This is a genomic window from Vibrio ouci (assembly GCF_004551525.1).
Lineage (GTDB): Bacteria > Pseudomonadota > Gammaproteobacteria > Enterobacterales > Vibrionaceae > Vibrio > Vibrio ouci.
In genome coordinates, this window is the sequence record NZ_SATR01000364.1 from 1 (window position 1) to 447 (window position 447).

The window sequence follows — 447 nt, forward strand, 5'->3', positions numbered from 1 at the left end:
GCGATGGGCGCGGACAAAGGACAGTAAACAGTGGAAGAGGCGCTAAAGCCGACAACTGAACAACAGGATAGCTTGCATATCCTGCCTTTATGTATGATTCCCATCAAAACGCCTGCTTTGCGCCGTGCGTGCCTGGTTAAGAACAGTCGGCTGGAAACTGCCGTAGAATTGTTCCGGGACAAGGCGGGGCATATCCTGCCTTTATGTATGATTCCCATCAAAACGCCTGCTTTGCGCCGTGCGTGCCTGGTTAAGAACAGTCGGCTGGAAACTGCCGTAGAATTGTTCCGGGACAAGGCGGGGGTCAGCGGACAGCTTAATGTGCAGGACTTGCCGGATTTTTTCCAGGAGTCGGATGCAGACAGCCTGCCTGACGATATGGTTAAAATCCGCGGGTTGGACAAGATGCCCAGCTTCGATGTCTATTCCTGCCGGATTTCCCTGCGC

Annotated in this window: 1 protein-coding gene; it reads left to right on the forward strand. The window is 53.7% G+C overall.

The window, feature by feature from the left end:
* Positions 1-30: 30 nt before the first annotated feature.
* A partial coding sequence (locus tag ELS82_RS25960) for a hypothetical protein (RefSeq protein WP_208733334.1) occupies positions 31-447 on the forward strand: 417 nt, incomplete at its 3' end.